The 16,828-nt window shown below is 34.7% G+C and carries 12 protein-coding genes; 4 read left to right on the forward strand and 8 right to left on the reverse strand.

Annotation, left to right across the window (positions count from 1 at the left end; genetic code table 11):
• Positions 1 to 47: 47 nt before the first annotated feature.
• From M9897_10330 to M9897_10355, 6 genes are all read right to left on the reverse strand, one after another.
• A complete protein-coding gene (locus tag M9897_10330) occupies positions 48 to 2,123 on the reverse strand; it encodes a helix-hairpin-helix domain-containing protein (GenBank protein MCO5269276.1) in 2,076 nt (691 codons plus the stop codon).
• Positions 2,123 to 2,962, reverse strand: coding sequence for a hypothetical protein (locus M9897_10335; GenBank protein ID MCO5269277.1), 840 nt, complete (start codon positions 2,960 to 2,962; stop codon positions 2,123 to 2,125). Before M9897_10335 ends, M9897_10330 begins: the two co-directional genes overlap by 1 nt.
• A gap of 46 nt (positions 2,963 to 3,008) precedes the next feature.
• On the reverse strand, positions 3,009 to 3,683 hold the full coding sequence (locus M9897_10340) for a hypothetical protein (GenBank protein MCO5269278.1): 675 nt from the start codon (positions 3,681 to 3,683) through the stop codon (positions 3,009 to 3,011).
• 103 nt (positions 3,684 to 3,786) lie between these two features.
• Positions 3,787 to 4,548, reverse strand: coding sequence for a hypothetical protein (locus M9897_10345; protein MCO5269279.1), 762 nt, complete (start codon positions 4,546 to 4,548; stop codon positions 3,787 to 3,789).
• A gap of 1 nt (position 4,549) precedes the next feature.
• A complete protein-coding gene (locus M9897_10350) occupies positions 4,550 to 5,092 on the reverse strand; it encodes an HAD-IIIA family hydrolase (protein MCO5269280.1) in 543 nt (180 codons plus the stop codon).
• A gap of 1 nt (position 5,093) precedes the next feature.
• Positions 5,094 to 6,056 carry a glycosyltransferase family 2 protein gene (locus M9897_10355; protein ID MCO5269281.1) on the reverse strand — a complete coding sequence of 321 codons (963 nt, stop codon included), beginning with the start codon at positions 6,054 to 6,056 and terminating at the stop codon, positions 5,094 to 5,096.
• A gap of 194 nt (positions 6,057 to 6,250) precedes the next feature.
• Here M9897_10355 and M9897_10360 point away from each other — a divergent pair, with 194 nt between their 5' ends.
• The 4 genes from M9897_10360 (at position 6,251) to M9897_10375 (ending at position 13,348) form a co-directional block, all read left to right on the forward strand.
• Positions 6,251 to 8,212, forward strand: a complete 1,962-nt coding sequence (locus M9897_10360; GenBank protein MCO5269282.1) for a T9SS type A sorting domain-containing protein — start codon at positions 6,251 to 6,253, stop codon at positions 8,210 to 8,212.
• Positions 8,213 to 8,538: 326 nt separating this feature from the next.
• Positions 8,539 to 11,301 (forward strand): S8 family serine peptidase, encoded by a 2,763-nt coding sequence (locus tag M9897_10365; GenBank protein MCO5269283.1) that lies wholly within the window; start codon positions 8,539 to 8,541, stop codon positions 11,299 to 11,301.
• A 371-nt stretch (positions 11,302 to 11,672) separates the two neighbouring features.
• The gene (gene sucD / locus M9897_10370; GenBank protein MCO5269284.1) at positions 11,673 to 12,542 is read left to right on the forward strand and encodes a succinate--CoA ligase subunit alpha; all 870 of its coding nucleotides are present in this window, start codon (positions 11,673 to 11,675) and stop codon (positions 12,540 to 12,542) included.
• A 224-nt stretch (positions 12,543 to 12,766) separates the two neighbouring features.
• Positions 12,767 to 13,348 (forward strand): thioredoxin family protein, encoded by a 582-nt coding sequence (locus tag M9897_10375; protein ID MCO5269285.1) that lies wholly within the window; start codon positions 12,767 to 12,769, stop codon positions 13,346 to 13,348.
• A 34-nt stretch (positions 13,349 to 13,382) separates the two neighbouring features.
• Here the strand turns inward: M9897_10375 and M9897_10380 are convergent, their stop codons facing one another.
• On the reverse strand, positions 13,383 to 15,272 hold the full coding sequence (locus tag M9897_10380; protein ID MCO5269286.1) for a LysM peptidoglycan-binding domain-containing protein: 1,890 nt from the start codon (positions 15,270 to 15,272) through the stop codon (positions 13,383 to 13,385).
• The gene (gene guaA / locus M9897_10385; protein ID MCO5269287.1) at positions 15,272 to 16,804 is read right to left on the reverse strand and encodes a glutamine-hydrolyzing GMP synthase; all 1,533 of its coding nucleotides are present in this window, start codon (positions 16,802 to 16,804) and stop codon (positions 15,272 to 15,274) included. Before guaA ends, M9897_10380 begins: the two co-directional genes overlap by 1 nt.
• Positions 16,805 to 16,828 lie beyond the last annotated feature (24 nt).

Consider the following 16,828-nt stretch of genomic DNA (forward strand, 5'->3'; position numbering starts at 1 on the left):
TTCTATGAATAAAAGTAAACTAAAAAAAATGGAATTGAAAAATTTTTCTAAAATTTAAATCTCAGTTGTGCTCCAAATTCACTTTTTACATTTCCGTTAATTTTTTCGGAACCACTACTAATATAACCTGGTCCGTCATATACAAATACGGCATAACGTAACCACACATCAAAATGATCTTTAAAGAAGCTATATCGCAATAAGATATAAGCCCTACTACCCTTTCCGTAATATGTTGGAATACTAAAAACATTTTGTAAGTTATACTCATAGGCATAAATACGAGTATCGTAGCTATCTGTGCTAAAAATAGCATATCTTAAAGAAATTTCAATGGGTAATTTATTTGGTCTATATAAGATATCTTGAGATAATGCAAATCCTTTTTGTAATCCTTTGCTTGGACGATTATCTGTTACAAAATCAATACGCGATTTCCACCACCAACCTCCAGATAGTTTAACAGATAAGCCCCATTGGTATTTCATTTGTCGATATGTTTCTATTGGGCGTATATTCCCTACGTATTCACTCGCATTTTGCATCTTATTCTTTTGGCGAACTCTAAGATATGTTTCAAAACGTGTGTTAGGTTTATATTTCAATTGAGCAAAGACTTCATTCCCTTTACTTGGGCCATCAACACGATACTTTAACCAAGGAGAACTGAATAAATCCATATAAGCATTTAATATCCATGCTTTATGTAATCTAAAGGTTCCCCCAAAATAAAATCCTGACTCATTTATCGTGTTTCCTCCATCTCCAAAACCGGTAGAATAGAATGTATGGTAATCTTTAGGGTAATTTCTGTACAAAGCAGAAAGAGTTATACCTCTTCCCACTGCTAAGTCCATCCCTTGCAACACTGCTAATTTGCGTGTATCAGCACTCATAGCAACCTCTCCAAATAAACTCAAATTACGAATTATCACAGAATAGTCAGCGCTTAAATTGAGTAGGTTTTTGCCCTCAAATTGATATTTATTTATCAAACTTTCCTCTCGTTTGAAATACGTGTTATAGCTTTGCTGAATTGCATTTAAACCTATATGGAACACACGTGTTTGATATTTAGCAACAGCTCCATAAATCAATTCGTGCATACTATTTTTACGTGCTAATTCTGAAGTTGTTCGGTGATACCCAGATTGATTGATTGAGGAAGCCAAACGAGCTTCTTCATTTTCCAATGTATCTAAACTCTGGATGGAACCATCGACCCCTTTATAAGAAACAAAGGAAGTAAAAGAAAAATTTCGATATCCCAACTCTAAACCTGCCCCACGAAGAAAACGTGCTTCGTCTGTAGAATTATAGGGTTTAATACCACCTGCATTTTTTTTAACCGTAGATGCATCAGCAGTTTTGCTAAATCCATAACCTGTCCAAAAAGCCAAGCCTTGCCCTATTTGTAACTGATAATCACCTAATACTGCTTTACGTATTATTTTTCCTCCTCCATAATACGCATGGGCACTATAAAAATCAAAGCCATAAGGTTGTGTTTTACCAAACAGTTGTTCTCCCGGGTCTTTCTCCATAGTCACCCCAACACTTAGATCTTTTTTATGCGTATAGCGAAAACGAGAATATATTTTACTCGGGTCTCCCCAATAATATTTATTGCTTGCCTCTTTTTCTTCGTCAGAAACACGTTGATACCCATCTTTACGCTCAATGTTTTGGATGTAACGCATATACCCTTCTATTTTTCCTTCTTTAAGATATTCTTTAAAATTGCGTTTTTGCTTTTCTTTTACTTCTGAAACCCGTACAAACGGCATTATTTGTTCTAAAGTGAGTAAATCCCAATAATCTATTTCAGTAAGTTCATATAAAGTTTTAAACAAACCCTTTTCATCTCTCCATTTCAGTAGGGATTTAATTTGAAAATCATTTAATAGCATCAAGGATTGCATTTCTTCTTGAGTGGCTGTATTCAAGTTCAACGGATGATCATAGTAATCATTGAGCACTTCAAAGATATCCTCCATAGAAATATCTTCCACCTCCATTTCTTGAGCTAAAAACTCTATTCTTTCTTGAATGATTTCTGCTTTACTTTGTGCGTACATCTGGAAACAAACACCCACTAACAATATGGAGAGCAACCATTTCATTATTCCTTTGGAGAAGATTTAGGTTTGTAAAAATTAACAACCAAAGATACCACTGGTGACCAACCAAGGCGTTGATTATATTGTGATGAAAGGTCAATCTTAACACGCCCAAACACCAAACCAAATCCAAAAGCAAAATCCAAAGGTGCACCTTGCACACCAGCGCGGATAAATAACAGAGGAATGGGAGCATATTCAATCCCTAAACGCAAACGAGTAGGTTTGGAGATTTCTTGTTCTACTTCTCCTGTCAACATCAGATTATCTAAGATGTAATAAGCAGCACCTAATCGCAAAATGGTACCATATCTATCATCTTGATATGAAGACAACTTTGTTCGTGTTATATTCGATGCGGAAACCCCTAAAGAAATCTTATTATTCAATCTAGCTAAAATCCCTAATTCTGCACTTACTGTATTTTTTCTGCCATAATATGTATTCCCGAGACTCATTCCTAAATAATTAATCTGAACTCCAGCAGAAATATTTTCGGCTAATTTGATACTATACCCTACGCCTGCTCGCGTAGTGCGATAAGAATCATATCCATAAAACTGACCTCCAGCAGAAATTACGCCTACTTTTAAAGGCACCGCTAAAGCAATACTTTGTTGCTGTAATTCTTTTAGTGCATATTTTGCCTCATACGATAATCCAACCAAGCCTTCTTTTAAATACCCCAATGCTCCTGGGTTATGGTGATAGGAATAAATATCAATGAGTGCAACTCCACTATTTGCTAATGCACTGCTACGTGCTCCTTGAGACAACCAACCTTGTGAAAAACCAGTACAGGTTGTACAAAGAATTATAAGAATAGAATGTAGTGTCTTCATGAGTACAAAACTAAGATTCTGCTATAAACAATCATAAAAAAAGAACTTATTCTTTTCCATAATCTATTAACAGATAATGGAGTTCTGTTCCTTTTCTAATATTGAGTGTATCAAAATTATTAATAGCTAAATCCTTAAAGCTTCTTTTCACTAATCCAACTTCTTTGGCATATACTTCTGAACTTTTTTGATAATCTACCAAAGTAAAATAGTCTTTATAAAATACTTTGGAAGTCGCATCAAATGAAAAATTATTGATAATGCGTGCTTTATCTTTATCCGCATAACTAATTTCAAGCGTAGGATCTGTATTATACGCATTCAAATCCCATTTTTTTCCTGTTCGGACAGCGAAAACCATTCGAATTTTACGTTGATTTTCTTCAATCACTTCTCCCTTCCCTTGGTCAATAAGAGTGGTCCAAACACGTCTTTCCAGAGTGTCTCCCGTTACAACATTCGTATATGTAAGATATAATTTATGTGCTTTTCTACCTATATTATCAATATATTCCTCTCCTATTTGACGCTTAAGAATATATGTAATTGTATCGTGTTGAGGAATCAAATCTTTATCGTGAAAAATTTCTTGTACTCTATACGTGACATAAGTCCCTTCGGTTAGTGGGAAATAATCATATCCCATATCCATTTCCTGGTCATCTTTTTTACAAGCACTTAGAAATAGTAATAACACACTGAATATCACAAAGAATTTCATCCGTTTTCTTTAGAACAAGTCAAAGATAAGAAATAATTATGATTTGTTAGTGGAAAGTTGAATACACAACAAATTAAGAAACTCTAATAAATATATGTGTATCTTAATTATTGGGATTTACTCCTTTTGCCTTACATTCTTGCAGATACTTATCTAGCTCTTCCCCTTCTAATTCTTGGCCTTTCAGGTAGAATTTTTTTCCGAGTAAAGTTCCATTTATATCGTAGGTTTCCCACCAACCATGTTTATTACGATATTTCCAACGTTCGCGAATCATAACCTTACCATTGGGGTGATTGCGGACAACCGTACCGTTTAATCTACCATTCAGATAATTCCCTTCTGCGCGAATCACACCGTCCGGAAAGTATTCAACAAAAGGTCCATTCAACTGGTCGTTTTTATAATTTTCTTTACGTAAAATAATAAGTGTTTTTCCATCCTCGGAAACTTCTTCCCCGTAATAGGTAATGCGCTCCCCTTCTAGTTTGCCATTATTAAAAGTTTCTTTGGTAGAAGGCCATCCAGACGGCAAGAAATTCACCCATACACTATCCTTATTTTCTCCACGATAAATACCAACAGAAGCTAAAGTATCATTTTCAAAATAGTAAAATGCTTTGGACCTATCTCCCACTTTATCATGTGTGATAATTGCTCTTACTTTACCTGAAGGATAATAATATATAAATTTCCCTATAGGTTTATCATCTTTAAACTCTCCTTCATAACGTTTATCTTTAGAATTGGCATAATACCTAATCCATTTCCCTTGCTTCTTTCCTTTCGCATCCGTTTGATTAACCTGCCCGAACAATGAAGCGCTCAATCCCATAAGGAAGATAAGCAAAAAGCTTCGACACATATTATATTTGAATTTCATTAGCTAATTCTATAAGGTTATTAACGTATAAATCTGAATTATGTAACACTCTTTCTTCAGATTTTATCAATACGGTTTTCATACCAAGTTTTGTTCCAAATTCTATATCTGAATCTGTATCACCTACCATAATGGATTTTCGAAAATCTATTTCAGGGAAGTCTAATTTTGCTTCTATCCCCATCTTAGAATGAGGCTTTCTTCGGTCATTGATATCTCCTTTCAGATTGGTTGCCACATAAATTTGGTCGATATGAATTCCATTTTTTTCAAATTCAAGCAACATATATTGATGAATAGCATCCAATTGTTCCAAAGAATAAACGCCTTTTGCAATACCTTGCTGATTCGTGACTATAATAATACGTGCAAACATTGGGCGAAGTCTTTTTAATCCCGAAATAACATGTGGTAAGAATTCAAATTCTTCGATGGATTCAATATACCCTCCCATTTTCCTATGATTAAGTACACCGTCCCTATCTAAAAACAATGTCCAAGTTGAATCTATATGAAACACTGGCATATTATATTTCCTGTTCAATTAAATAAACATTACGCGTAGAGGAGTTCCTACCTATCAACTCAGCTAAAAAACCAGCTAAAAAGAATTGACTCCCTAAAATCATAGAGGTCAATGCTATATAAAATTCAGCGCGTGTAGCCAACAAAGGTGCTCTATGCGTTGAGTATAGACTGATAAATTTATCAATTCCTAAGTAAAGTGCAAAACCAAAGCCAATAACAAACATAATAGCTCCAATGGTTCCAAAAAGGTGCATTGGTTTTTTGCTAAATTTTCCCATGAAAGCTACAGACAGTAAATCAAGGGGTCCATGTACGAAACGATTCAATCCAAATTTAGAAACGCCATATTTACGAGCTTGGTGCTGTACCACTTTCTCTCCTATCTTATGAAAACCAGCATATTTTGCTAAAGGTGGAATATAGCGATGCATATCTCCATAAATTTCAACACTTTTCACTACCACTAATTTGTATGCTTTTAAACCGCAATTAAAATCATGTAAATATATCCCTGTCATCCTACGCACAGTCCAGTTATATAATTTCGTTGGAATAGTTTTGGAAATTGGATCAAAACGCTTCTTCTTCCATCCAGAAACCAAATCATAACCATCCTCTTCAAGCATACGCACCATTTCGGGAATTTCTTCTGGAGAATCTTGTAAGTCGGCATCCATCGTAATCACGAATTTACCTTTAACTACCTCAAAACCTTTTTGTAAAGCAGCTGATTTTCCATAATTCCGTTGAAATTTAATTCCCCGAATATTTGTATCTATTTGTTGTAACTCTTCAATCTTATTCCACGAACCATCTGTACTTCCATCATCTACAAAAACTATCTCATACGTATAATTGTGTTCCTTCATCACTTTAATTATCCATTGATGAAGTTCAGGAAGTGACTCTACCTCATTAAACAAAGGAATAACAATAGATATTTTTAGTTCGTTTTCTTTCATGTCAAGCAAATATAAAAATTCTTTTGTTTGTGTGGTAGTTGCTTAACCATTTTTAAAAAAATAGCTGTTATTTGTTTATAATTGATATTTTATTTTAAATGCACAACGGGTTTTTCTACAAAATTCATAAAATTCCTTTGTATTTTTTCAATCTTTCTCAAATTCATTTATCTTTATGCAAAATAAACTATACCATGAAAAACTATGTTTTAAGTTTTCTTGCTTCAGTAGGAATGTTTACCTCTTTTGCTCAAGAATATTCTTGTCAACATGCAAAATCCACACAATCAAATGTATATAATAAGTCTGGATTGCTTTCACCGCACGAAATAAATCTTACTGAAAAATATGATGTTTATTATTATAAATTAGATGTAAATGTAGAACGCACTTCGGAAGATATAGATGGAACGGTAGAGATGCGTGCTAAAGTTAGAAACAGCTCCATGGACACAATTTTATTTGAGCTTCATCCTTTTTTAACAATTACAGATATACGACTCAATGGAAGTACAATTGCATTTGATAGAGTAAATACAGCAGTCATCGTAAAAACTAATCTGGCTGCTGGAACTGATTTTAAATTAGAAATTGACTATGGAGGTACTCCTCCAAATAGTGGTACAGACCCAAATTCTGGCGGAGCTATGTCAAATGAAACATCACCATATTGGGGTGGACAAGTAACTTGGACCCTCAGTGAACCTTTTTATGCGTATGAATGGTTTCCTTGTAAACAATCTTTACGTGATAAAATTGATTCGGTAGATATTTGGGTTACGACAGACATCAGCAACAAAGTAGGATCAAATGGATTATTAGCAAACATCACCGACATGGGCAATGGGAAACATAGATATGAATGGAAAAATAGATATCCCATCGATTATTATTTAATTTCTATAGCTGTTTCTGATTATCAGGAATACTCCTACTATGTTCATTGGCCAGAAGACTATAACGATTCTATGCTAGTTCAAAATTACTTATATAACAATCAATATATTTTAAATTTCTACAAAACAAAAATTGACAACACAGGAAATTATATTTTAGCTCTTTCACAAAAATTTGGAAAATATCCATTCTGGAATGAAAAATACGGTCATGCCATGGGTGAATTTGGTGGTGGTATGGAACATCAAACAATGACTACTCTCATTGATTTTGGCAAATCTTTAGTGGTGCATGAATTAGCTCACCAATGGTTTGGAGATTTAGTAACTTGTTCTTCATGGGCTGATATTTGGGTAAACGAAGGGTTTGCAGCATACGCAGAATACCTAATGGAAGAGGGAAATCCAACTAATGCAGCAAGTTTACTAACTGATTTACATGATGCAGTCATGCAACAACCAGGTGGTAGTGTTTGGGTAGAAGATTCATTAAATATGTCCCGGATTTTTAGTGGACGTTTAACATATAACAAAGGAGGTGCTATCATCCATACTATGCGTCATATCATCAACAACGATTCTTTGTTCTATGCAGGATTACAAAATTATTTAGACACCTATAAATATGGAACTGCGTCTGGGTTAGAATTACAAGCTATTATGGAGACAACAAGTGGTGTATCTTTGACAAACTTCATGCAAGAATGGTATTTTGGAGAAGGGTATCCTACCTATTCTGCAAGATGGAATCAAATTAATGATCAGCTTTTTATAGAATTATCACAAACAACATCTACTCCAAGTGTTACTCCACTATTTACCACTCCCGTAGAGTTTCAATTCACGCGTGATTTAGGTGACACGATTATCAGAATGAATATAAATAACAGTACACAATTTCTACAAATTCCTATCCAAGGCGTAGTTACTAATTTAAGTAAAATAGATCCTAAAAACTACATTATTAATGATATTGGAACTATCACTCATGATCCTTCACTTAGTGTGGCTTCTGAAGTTAAAACAGATTCTGAAATAAAAATTTACCCAAATCCAACGGATGGCCCTTTGAATATCGAATTTCCAACTTCAGGCAATTATACAATAAAAGTAGTTAATGCTGAAGGAAAACTAGTAGAAACATACACGCTAAACAATACCAACAAGGCCTTTATACAATTAGTTGATAAAGGATGGTGCATGCTACAAATTGAAGATGTAGATCAAAGAATTATTACTCGTAAGATTATAAAGCGATAATCTTAATTTAAACCCGTTGTACATTTAGAATAAAATACCGATTATAATCATAGACCCCGACATTCCTTCGTCTGTCGGGGTGACAATACAAAGAGAGGGTAAGGCGGTCGGCAAAATCGACCGATAGTAGTCCCTCACAATTGTCACCCCGAGAGCCTTGGTTTCTCGGGGTCTGTTTTTTTTTTGATAAATCCAATTTCTTACATCTCTACAATTCAATACAATCCATAATACAGTAGAAATTATTAATTATATTTATTTTTATAAATGCGTAACAGGTTATTTTGATTTTTTTTTGTATTTTTCGGATATTAAACCAAGAAATTATGAAACTAATTAAAATAATATTTTTAGTGCTTAACTTATTGATATCATATATTTCAATAGGTCAACTTGCCAAAACAGAGCCACCTCGTTCAGTAAAAGGAGATGTCATAATTCGTATGGAAAAAGGAGGAAATCCATACACTTTGGTAACACGTATGCCTGCATATCTGGATTTCAAAGTAACTCAATCTCTTGCTGAAAAATCTGACATTTGGTTGCTTCACTTCAATGAAGATAATTCTACAAAAGAAAATGCAATTAATTTATTGTTACGGGACAGAACCGTTCGCATTGCACAGCCCAATAGATTTGTGGAATTAAGAGCCATTCCTAACGATCCAAATTATGGAAATCAATGGCAACACACCAAAATAAATTCTCCGGGGGCTTGGGATATTACCACTGGGGGAAAAACCACTAATGGGCATGATATCGTGGTTGCTTTAATGGAAAGTGCTGATGTTATTAACCATAATGACTTAAAGGATAATCGTTGGATTAACACGGCAGAAATACCGGGAAATGGCATAGATGATGATGGAAATGGTTTTGTAGATGATTATAACGGTTGGAATTCTTCATCAAATAACGACAATATCGGAACTGGAAGTCACGGAACAAGTTGCGCTGGAATGATAGGAGCGAAAGGAAATAATAGCTTAGGCGTTGCAGGTATTAATTGGGATGTAAAAATCATGGTAATTAATTTGTCATCTGGCACAGAGGCTGGTGTTATTGCTGGCTATAACTATGCTTTACAGCAACGACTCCTTTGGAATCAAACCAACGGGGCAAGTGGCGCTTTTGTAGTTGCTTCAAGTGCTTCTTGGGGTTATGATGGTGCCAATCCAAATGATTATCCTATTTGGTGTGGTTTCTACGATGATTTAGGTCAAGCCGGAATTTTAAATGTAGGAGCAACCACAAACCAAAATTGGAATGTGGACCAAACAGGAGATGTGCCTACTGCCTGCCCAAGTGATTACATGGTTTCTGTGACTGCAACAAATTCAAGTGATATTATTGATTTTGCTGGATATGGTTTAACCACAATTGACATAGCTGCTCCTGGATCATCTATTTATACAACTGCCCCTAACAATGGATATACTAGCACCTCAGGCACTTCTTTTGCTTGTCCACTAACCGCAGGGTTAATAGCACTGATGTATAGTTCTCCATGTGAAAGTATTGAATCATTAGCTATGTCAGACCCGCAAGGAACTGCCGACATTGTACGCAAAGCATTATTTGATGGAGTAGATAAAACTACTTATCTTCAAGGAAAGGTTAAATATGGCGGCAGAATCAATGCGAAAAAATCCATTGATACCTTAATGGCAGTAATTTGTAATTCGTGTTTACCTCCACTCAATATTCAAACGGCAAATATCCAAGAAAATACAGCTGAAGTTACATTTGATGGAGATGGAGATAATTACACTATTTACTATCAGGCATCTGGAGACATAAATTGGCTGACTTCAACTTCCAGTACTACCTCCTTCTCTCTTGCTGGATTAAATAGCTGTACAGAATATGCCTATTATATTAAATCTGAATGTAGCGGTGAAGATAGTAATCCAACAGCTATTAAAACATTCACTACGAGCGGATGCGGAAATTGTGTGGATTTAAATTACTGCACAACAGGTACTAACGACCCTGCAACTCGCCTTATTGTTCACAATCCCGCATCCATTGCTGGAACTTATGCGTACGAAGCAGCAGGATTTGGAGGAAACGTTGGAAATGGGTATGTCTATGGCGAATTAGTATTGGTAGATGACGGAAGTGCGAATCCAACTGAAGGTTGTAACACACTTATAAATTCAGCCCAACTTAATGGCAACATTGCCGTTGTAAGAAGAGGTACATGCCCCTTCACACAGAAAGCTATCAATGCACAAAATGCAGGTGCCAAAGCTATTATTGTAGTAAACAATGTTGCCGGAGCTCCAATATCCATGGGCGGAACAGATCCCAATGTGACAATCCCAGCAATTATGATTTCTCAGGCAAATGGAAATACGCTTATAAATGCTATTAATAACAATGATCATCCAATGGCTTTATTAGGAGCGCAAAAGGAATGGATAGAATCTATTACCCTAAATGGTAATGTTCATAGCACGGGAAATAACAATGGATATTATTTCGGCAGTGCATCTACGGCTATTGAAAGAGGAGCTCCCTATAGTTTGAAGATACAACCGGGTTTCGCAGGAGATACTCTACTAGAATATTCAAGAGTATGGATAGATGTAAATCAAGACGGTGTCTTTGACGCAAGTGAAATTGTATTTGATCAAAGTAACGCTAGCTTTGGAGTGGTAAATGGTAACTTTACGCTTCCATTATCTACTCCATTAGGAAGTACACGTATGCGAGTACAGATGGCTTACCAAGGGTACGGTTCATCCGCTTTACCTGCAGTTTGTGGCACTTATACAAGTGGAGAAATAGAAGACTATTGTATAGAGATAATTGAACAAGGTACATCAGGAATAGAGTCAGCCATATTAAATGCTGTTACGCTATATCCAAATCCAGCAAATACGCAACTTACTATCTCAAATAAGAATTTCGATCCAGTTTTAGTAGATATCTATAGTTCAAATGGTCAGCTTTTACAATCTCTTTCTACACAAAGTGAAAACACCATAATTTCTACTGAAAATTGGGCAACTGGAATTTACCTCATCAGAATCTCAGATTCAAAAGCATTCTCAGTAACTAAGAAAATTACGATTATTCATTAAAAATTTCTCAACTATAGAAAAGCCTCCAAATTGAGGCTTTTTTTATTTTAATTTTGCATTAAAAAGAAAAAGAGGGATAAATGCTAGACACTTATTCCTCTTTTGCTAAACCATGCTAAAACTATAAAACCGATTATTTACTAATACCTAACAAAAATAATCTGGTACAAAGGTATAGTATTTATTTAAATATAAAAATAATTTTTATTTTTTTTTGAAAATATTTTCATCTTTAAAATAAAAAGAAGAGTTAAATACCCTATTAGTCTTTCTAGGGAACAAGAACTTTTTAAAAACATTTTAGATTTTCCTTGTCAATCAATCTTGAAAAAGTTACTTTTGGCAAGTTATTAAAGAAACAAACTGCAAATATGAGTGTATTAGTAAATAAAAATTCAAAGATTATTGTACAAGGAATCACAGGAGGTGAAGGTACTTTCCATGCTGGTCAAATGATTGAATACGGAACAAACGTAGTAGGAGGTGTAACTCCGGGAAAAGGAGGAACAACTCATTTAGACAAACCCGTATTTAATACTGTACAAGATGCAGTGAAACAAACAGGAGCCGATGTTTCCATCATTTTTGTACCTCCAGTTGGAGCTGCAGATGCTATTATGGAAGCTGCTAATGCAGGAATTAAAGTTATTATCTGTATTACAGAAGGTATTCCAGTAAAAGACATGATTAAAGCAAAAGAATATATCTCAAATTATAATTGTAGATTAATTGGGCCAAACTGTCCAGGTGTCATTACAGCCGATGAGGCAAAAGTAGGTATTATGCCTGGCTTTGTGTTCAAAAAAGGAAAAATTGGTATTGTTTCAAAATCTGGAACATTAACATACGAAGCAGCTGACCAAGTTGTGAAAGCTGGTCTAGGTATTACCACTGCTATAGGTATCGGTGGAGATCCAATAATCGGAACAACAACCAGAGAAGCTGTAGAATTATTGATGAATGATCCTGAAACAAAAGGTATCGTGATGATTGGAGAAATTGGAGGAAACCTAGAAGCTAATGCAGCTCGTTGGATAAAAGAAAATGGAACGAAACCTGTGGTTGGCTTTATTGCTGGTGAAACTGCACCTGCAGGAAGAACTATGGGACATGCCGGAGCAATCGTTGGTGGTTCAGAAGATACCGCTCAAGCCAAAAAACAAATTTTAAGAGATTGTGGTATTCATGTAGTTGATTCTCCTGCCAAAATTGGGGAAACTATGGCAAAATTGCTTTCATAACACATCCGAAGGTATTTTAACAGATAAGAAGGTAGGGGCTCACTCCTACCTTTTTTATTTCTATCTTTTTATCTTATTATCCTCAATGTAACAAATGTTGCATTTGGTTTCAATACATGTCGTATCTTTGCATTGCAAAATAAAATACAAAAAAGTCTTTTATGTCATTTACTGAAAACTTTTTAAAAAAATATTTGTAATAACAGTATAAAAAAGAACGCAAAATGGAAAAAGAAGTAAGCCTTGAAAACATGACTACTTGGAATGGACTCCTAGATAGATTTGATGAAATAGTAAGCAATCCAACACCTGAAACTCCTTATGATGATCAGACCTATTTAGAATATACCAAACTAAATAGAAGCAGAGTAAAACGTTGGATAAAGACTGCACAAATCAATCCAAAACTCATTCAAGTATTAAATAATATTCAAGAAAAACAAACGTGGAATTTAATTTTAGAGCCTTGGTGTGGAGATGCTGCTCATATTGCGCCATTTATACATTTGATGGCAGAAGTTAATCCTAATATCACACTTAACATTGTATGGAGAGATACTGCTCCTTTTATGATTGATGATTATTTAACCAATGGAGGAAAGTCAATTCCAAAACTAGTGATTAGAGATAAAGAAGGAAAGGATTTATATGTGTGGGGTCCTAGACCAAAGAAATGTCAAGATTTCTTTTTAGGACTAAAAGAAAAAGGAATGGATCACGATCAAACCAAATTAGAACTCCAAGAATGGTACAACAAAGACAAGGGCGTTGCCATTCAAGAAGAATTCATTCAAATGCTAGGTTAGTCCTAGCATTTTTTATTACTTTTAATAAAATAGATTATTCAGCAGATTGAATTTCTGCTTCCATCATTGGGATACTCTTTTCTTTAGTCTCAATTTCCATTAACAGCAAATCGAAATCTTTTTGAGCAGAAATAAATACACTAGAATTTTCTTTCCCGTGACTATTTCCTACACTATCCATACTGAAATAACTAATCAAACCTTTATTTCTATCCATTCCTAGCATAATAGAAGCAACTTGGGACAATACTACATCAAATCCATGGAAAGAATATTTAGAAGGATCTGAACCATAACGAGTACGATAATTTACGGTGAAATCAATGATATTATTCAAATCATAATTCAAATAAGAAGTAGATGGGAAATGGAAATTAAAACGATTTTTATAATATGCATTAAGTGCAATAAAATCATTCCATTCTCTCAAGCCAACCATCACAATTTCAGCATTATTATATTTAGGAGAAGTATTTTTGGCAGCGTTCAATGCATTCACAAAACGCATAACTTGCTGCACATTATCTGAAAGATATACAATGTAATTCTTCTTATTCAAATCAATATATCCTAACAAAGTTTTACCACTTGCATCGCCAATTGTTCCCATACGGATAGATCCAGATTTACCCGTAGGAATATGCTTCTCAAACATATTCTTAAAATGTGTATTTTTTGAAGTTAATGCCGTATTATCTCCTTGAATCATAACAATATTGTCTGTTGCATGATTAATAGCAAGATATTTAGCCATTCCTCCTATAAGTGTAAGGTCTGAAGGCACTACAGATAGCGCATACGGATTGTTTTCCAAAGTTTTAGTTGCTACCTTGGTCACTGCTATTACAGGCACCTTATTATTTTTACCCCATTCCGCAGCATATTCATACAAATTTGGATAGAATGGTCCAATTATCATGTCCCATTTTGCGCTATTCTCTGTTCCTAAAAACTTTTTAAAAGCTTCAAAATCCGATTTGGTGTCAAAAAATTCAACATCTGCTCTTAGTCCTAATTTTTCTAATGAATCTAAGGCCATTTGAGCTCCCATTAGGAATTCTACAGACAACTCTGTCAGATTATTCAGATGTGTATTCTGAGTAAACATACCAGACAACACATCAGGATTTGATTCTACTTTTAAGGGTAAAGCAATTAAAATTTTATATTTTTCTTTAGAACTTGTATAATTTACTTCCTGTGTTCTTATCCTATCTGATGGTCTATCTATATCTTTCATTTCAGCAGAAGTTGCTTGTTCTTTTTTCAATGGAATTTGAATCACTTGCCCTTCTTGGATACTATTTGACTTCAACTTATTCACTGCTATTAACGTTTCAACAGAGACCATGAACCTTTTTGAAATTGAATAAATAGTTTCTCCTTTCTGAACAGTATAAGAAACAATACTATCTTCAACTAACGTTTTTGTATTTAAGTCAATAGTTGCTTGAGGAACAGTTTCCGTAGGAGTCTCTGTTTTTGCACCTGTTGATTTAGCACCATCTTTAGAAGGTATCTTTATAGTTTGCCCTGCTTGAAGCCCATCTTCTACACCTGGATTTAATTGAATTAATTCTTCTACAGTACAACCATATTTTCGGGAAATACCATATAAAGTTTCCTTTTTATCCACCTCATGTACAATATAATTTTGTTGATTAGGATTTTCTTCAGATGAAGTTTCTTTTATTGGAATATATAGTTTTTGTCCTGTTTGCAAGCCTTTTTCAGCACTAGGGTTCGCCTTTATGATATCTTCTACGCTAACACCATATTCCTTTTGAAGGCTATACAGCGTATTTCCAGCTTTCACTACATATATCTTATATGTTATACCATCTCTAACTTCTTCTCCAATTTCTTGTGAAAAAGACAGGAAAGAAATCCCCCATAAAAGCAAAAAAACTATACTCAATCTCATTATTCCCATTCTATTGTTGCAGGTGGCTTAGAGCTGATATCGTAAGTCACACGATTTATACCTTTTACTTCATTGATAATTCGATTAGAAACTTTTCCTAAGATTTCATAAGGAATATGACACCAATCAGCAGTCATTCCATCAATAGAAGAAACAGCTCTGAGTGCAACAGCATTCTCGTAAGTTCTTTCATCCCCCATAACACCTACGGTATTTACAGGCAATAAAATAGCTCCAGCCTGCCAAATTTTGTCATACCAACCAGAAGCTCTTAATTCACTAATATATACAGCATCTGCTTCCTGAAGTACTTTTACTCTCTCAGGCGTAATCTCACCCAAAATACGAATTCCCAACCCTGGTCCAGGGAAAGGATGTCTTCCTAATATATTTTGAGGCACTCCCATTGATTTTCCTACTCTTCTAACTTCATCTTTGAACAACATCTTTAGTGGTTCTACAACTTTAAGTTTCATGTAATCAGGTAAACCTCCTACATTATGGTGTGATTTAATCGTTTTAGACGGACCTCCCGTTGTACTCACTGATTCAATCACATCCGGATAGATAGTACCCTGACCTAACCATTTTGCATTTTCCACTAGTTTTGATTCTTGGTCGAACACATCAACAAATATCTTGCCGATTGTCTTTCTTTTATGTTCCGGGTCTGTTATTCCCTTCAAAGCATTATAAAATTGTTGAGAAGCATCCACTCCTTTTACATTCAATCCCATATGCTCATAGCTTTCTAAAACTTCATTAAATTCGTTCTTTCTCAATAAGCCATGATTCACAAAAATACAGTAAAGATTATCTCCAATAGCTTTTTGAAGAATAGCGGCCGTTACAGAAGAATCCACTCCTCCTGACAAAGCTAGTATTACACGATCATCACCAAGTTGTGCTTTTAATTCTTGAACAGATTTATCTACAAAAACATCTGGAGTCCAATTTTGTGGACATTTAGCAATTTTTGTGATGAAATTAGAAATGATAGTTCCTCCATCTAATGAATGAAAAACCTCTGGATGAAATTGTAAACCATACGTTTCTTCTCCTTGGATAAAAAAGGCAGCATTAGATATATTTTCTGTTCCTGCAATATTTTTAAACCCAGCTGGTAAACTCTCAATAGTATCTCCATGAGACATCCATACTTGAGAACCAGATTTCACACCTTCTAAAAGAACATTATTGCTATCCACATTTGCAAGATTCGCTTTTCCATACTCTCTTTTCTCAGCATTGGAAACAACACCGCCATTTTTGTATGCGATATATTGAGCACCAAAACAAATTCCCAACAAAGGAACTTTACGTTGAATTCCAGAAAGGTCAAATTGAGGAGAATTCTCATCTTTAACCGAAAAAGGACTTCCTGATAGAATCACTCCTTTTACATTTTCAGTAATTTCAGGGCATTTATCCCATGGATAAATTTCACAATAGGTGCTGTGTTCACGTACTCTACGCGCGATTAATTGCGTGTATTGTGAACCAAAATCAATAATTAATATCATATCTCGCATGCTGCAAAGATAATAATCAATTTT

Origin of the sequence: Brumimicrobium sp., assembly GCA_023957385.1 — a bacterium.
Classification (GTDB): domain Bacteria; phylum Bacteroidota; class Bacteroidia; order Flavobacteriales_D; family Crocinitomicaceae; genus Brumimicrobium.

Bases quoted from the DNA above. Each gene is read 5' to 3' on its own strand.
- M9897_10330 (MCO5269276.1), bottom strand. From the start codon at position 2,123: ATGAAATGGTTGCTCTCCATATTGTTAGTGGGTGTTTGTTTCCAGATG.
- M9897_10335 (MCO5269277.1), bottom strand. From the start codon at position 2,962: ATGAAGACACTACATTCTATTCTTATAATTCTTTGTACAACCTGTACT.
- M9897_10340 (MCO5269278.1), bottom strand. From the start codon at position 3,683: ATGAAATTCTTTGTGATATTCAGTGTGTTATTACTATTTCTAAGTGCT.
- M9897_10345 (MCO5269279.1), bottom strand. From the start codon at position 4,548: ATGTGTCGAAGCTTTTTGCTTATCTTCCTTATGGGATTGAGCGCTTCA.
- M9897_10350 (MCO5269280.1), bottom strand. From the start codon at position 5,092: ATGCCAGTGTTTCATATAGATTCAACTTGGACATTGTTTTTAGATAGG.
- M9897_10355 (MCO5269281.1), bottom strand. From the start codon at position 6,056: ATGAAAGAAAACGAACTAAAAATATCTATTGTTATTCCTTTGTTTAAT.
- M9897_10360 (MCO5269282.1), top strand. From the start codon at position 6,251: ATGAAAAACTATGTTTTAAGTTTTCTTGCTTCAGTAGGAATGTTTACC.
- M9897_10365 (MCO5269283.1), top strand. From the start codon at position 8,539: ATGAAACTAATTAAAATAATATTTTTAGTGCTTAACTTATTGATATCA.
- sucD (MCO5269284.1), top strand. From the start codon at position 11,673: ATGAGTGTATTAGTAAATAAAAATTCAAAGATTATTGTACAAGGAATC.
- M9897_10375 (MCO5269285.1), top strand. From the start codon at position 12,767: ATGGAAAAAGAAGTAAGCCTTGAAAACATGACTACTTGGAATGGACTC.
- M9897_10380 (MCO5269286.1), bottom strand. From the start codon at position 15,272: ATGAGATTGAGTATAGTTTTTTTGCTTTTATGGGGGATTTCTTTCCTG.
- guaA (MCO5269287.1), bottom strand. From the start codon at position 16,804: ATGCGAGATATGATATTAATTATTGATTTTGGTTCACAATACACGCAA.